This is a genomic window from Pseudomonadales bacterium, from assembly GCA_013215025.1.
Taxonomy (GTDB): Bacteria; Pseudomonadota; Gammaproteobacteria; order Pseudomonadales; family DT-91; genus DT-91.
The window spans coordinates 1-3,468 of the sequence record JABSRR010000223.1; the positions used below are offsets into that span (position 1 = coordinate 1).

Annotated in this window: 1 protein-coding gene; it reads left to right on the forward strand. The window is 41.0% G+C overall.

Features of this window, described 5'->3' with window-relative positions; all coding sequences use genetic code 11:
- Nucleotides 1-3,330 (forward strand): exonuclease SbcC (locus HRU21_12110; GenBank protein ID NRA43034.1); only part of this gene is annotated, 3,330 nt, incomplete at its 5' end.
- Between the last annotated feature and the right edge of the window lie 138 nt (nt 3,331-3,468).

The following is a 3,468-nucleotide window of genomic DNA, read 5'->3' on the forward strand; positions in this document are numbered from 1 at the left end:
GAAATTTACGGTGATATCTCACAAAAAGTGTTTGATGATCATCGTAGTGCCAGTGATGAATTGAAATTATTACAAGCACAGAGCCAAGGCGTTACCTTACTTGATGAAGAGCAAGTGAGTGAACTTGAGCAACAACTTGCCCATACCACCAGCGAAGAAAAGCAGTTAACTGCGCAATTACAGCAGGCGCAAAAAGTAAAGAATTGGTGTGCGAGTTTTTCTGCTAATGAGCAAGCACAAAATGCAGCAAAACAGCAGTTAACCAGTGTTGAAGCACAAGAGCAGTTAGCAAAAAGCGATCTTGATTTACTCTTTCAGTCGACCTTGGCTGAACCGTTGCGCGCGCCTTATGAGCAAATGGTGCATTATCGTCAACAATATCAGCAAAACTTGCAGCAAGTGACTAGTCAAACAGAGCAGTTAGTTGCACTGGAGCAAGCCGTTGTAGCCAGTGATACCACGTTAACTCAGCTAACAAGCAAACAAATTTCCGCAGAAGCAGAGCGGAAAGTTATTGAGCAAGTATTACTGGAAAAAATCGAGCCCCTTGATCATGCACTTACTCATCAACAAGCAGCTTGGCAAGAAACTAAAAATACTGTTGCCACGCAGAGCCAAGAGCTAACGGTTAATGTCGATGTTCTAGCAAAGGTGCAAACCGAGCAAGAAAAAGCATTGCAAACTGTAGTGCAGCAACAAGAGTCTTTAACTAAGGGCCATGCATTGCAACAAATGCCGGAAAAACACCCCTTATGGCAAAATCAATATCAGCAATTAACTCACCAACAAGCGAGTGTGCAGGGTTTATTAACTGAGCAAAGTAACATTGAGCAAACGTTAGTAGCGTTACAGTCTCAACATCAAGAACAACAGCAGCAGATTGCCCATAGTGAAGGCGAGTTATTAAGGCTCAATAACCAACAGCAAGCAATGATCACTCAAGCTGAGCAACTGGTGCAAAACAGCCAAACCGCTCAGGCCATTGTTGCTAGCGACTTGGATGATAAAGCCACGAATGGTGTTGAAGGTAATACCACAGAGCTAACCAATGGCCTTCTTAATCAAGCTGTTGTTGATAGCCAAAGCCAACAACTAACCTTAAAGCAAGCCGGGCAGTTAGCGCAGCGTTATCATGTGTTGGCAAATGAACAACAAGCGTTGTCACAGCAGCAAGTAAAAGATAATCAACAGCTCAAATCGACAGAGCAAGAGCTAATTCAATTACGTCAGCGTTATAGTGCTAATCATCAACAGAAAAAAGATGTTGAAACCTTACTGGCTCAACAGCAAACTATTATGGCGCTCAGTGAACACAGAGCAAAACTTCAAGCAGATGACGCTTGTCCTTTGTGTGGCTCATTAGAACATCCAGCGATAAATGATTATCAAGCCCTTAATAGTAATGAACACCAAAAGCGCTTATCCATATTGACAGATGAGTTATCTCAATTAGAAAAACAAGGTAAAGCGCTTAATAGTGTGCAAGCGAATTTAACCGCGCAACTTGCTATGCAGCATGACCGCATACAAGGCATAACTAACGAGCAAGATAACATCGGACAAAACTGGCAGTCGTTAAATGTTAATCAAATTGTCTTAGCTGATACTCACGCTGAGCAAGCTATAAATGAGCAATTAAACACTGCCTGTCAGCAACTTGAAGAGTTACTTTTCTTGCAACAAGCGCTGCAGGAAAACAGTCAAATTCAGCAACAAAATTTAGAGCAGATTACCTTAGGTGACAAGCAATTATCTACGCAGATAAATCAATTACATTTGTTGCAAGAACAGGGTAAATCCCAAGGTGATCTTAAGACAAAAACTGCCAATAATTTAGCAGTAGAGCAACAGGCAATTGTCACTCTGAATGGACAATTGTTGGCAGACATTAATGGCACAGGCATTGAGAATAAAATTGCTTTACCTATTGTTCCGGTAAGTGTTGGTGAAGACAGCCAAGTTCAGTCGATATGTATTGATGAAAGCTGGCTGAAATCAGTACAGCAACAGGGACAATATTATCAACAAATTGTTAGTAGTCAGCAAGCAGCACAAGAGCACTTAACTCGCCTTGAACAAAAGCTGGGTTTACTGAAACAACAAGTTGAGCAGCAGCAACAATTACATGACCAAGCAAAAGCGCAGTTAAATCTGCAAGAAAGTGAAATAACGGCTCAAAATACATTACGTGTTAACTTGTTCATCGAACTGGATATTACCGATACTAGCTTACAAAATACGGTTATATTGAGAGAAAGTATAACAACGCAGCGCGCAGCTAGTGATAAGGCGCTTGAAGAGTCGAAACGTCTTCATCAGGCAGCAATAGCAGCGCAGCAGGAAAATAAAGGCCAGTTAAATACTGCCAAATCACAGTTAGAAAGTGTGGTTAAGCAAAATGACAGCGCCAACAGTGATTGGCAAAAGCTAATGTCTGCCAGTGATTTTACCGATGAGCAACAGGTTTTAGCAGCACTACTTAGTAGCGATAAAAAACAGCAACTGAGTAAGCTTGCCGACGAGCTTCGTGATAGTAAAAAACAAGCGCAAGTTTTGCTCGCGCAAGCTGAAAAAGTAACGCTTGAATTGCACGAACAAAAGGCTAAGTTAAGCGAAACTGGCACGGGTGATTTTGATGAACAATCCATTTCAATGAACTTAATCAAACTGTCAGATCAGCTCAAACAGTGCCAGCAAAAAATGGGTCAGTTTGGTCAACAAATCAGCCATGATAAAACCAATAAAAGTCAGCAAAAAAATCTACTTGAGAAAATAAAACAAGCGCAAATTTCTTTGGATGATCTCAGTCATTTAAATGCTTTAATTGGCTCGGCCGATGGTGCCAAATTTAGAAAGTTCGCGCAAGGTTTAACCTTGGCTAATTTAGTTCATCTGGCTAATGCACAACTAGATAGATTATTTGGTCGATATCAACTGCAATGTCAGCAAAGCGATACCTTAGCTCTAGAAGTTGTTGATACTTGGCAAGGAGATACCGCTCGCGATATTAAAACTTTATCGGGCGGTGAAAGCTTCTTGATAAGTTTGGCGCTAGCCTTGGCGCTTTCTGATTTAGTCAGTAATAAAACCAGTATCGACTCATTATTTCTCGATGAAGGTTTTGGCACTTTAGATAATAATACGCTGGAAGTAGCGCTTGACGCTCTGGATAATTTAAACGCCAGTGGCAAAATGATTGGTGTTATTAGTCATGTTGAGGCGTTAAAAGAGCGTATTGGTGTACAGATTAAAGTAAGAAAACTCAGTGGCTTGGGCGTTAGTAGTTTAGATAAGCAGTATGAGTTTCATGCCGAGACTATTACTGAGTGACCGCATATTCGACCAACACTAAGCCTTAAGCTTTAAATAAATAATAAGAAATAATAGGTAGGGATACTTCGTTGGAAATTTGGATTTATTTTACGCTGTTAGCGGCGACTATGCAGGCGGTAAGAACCGCAGGACAAA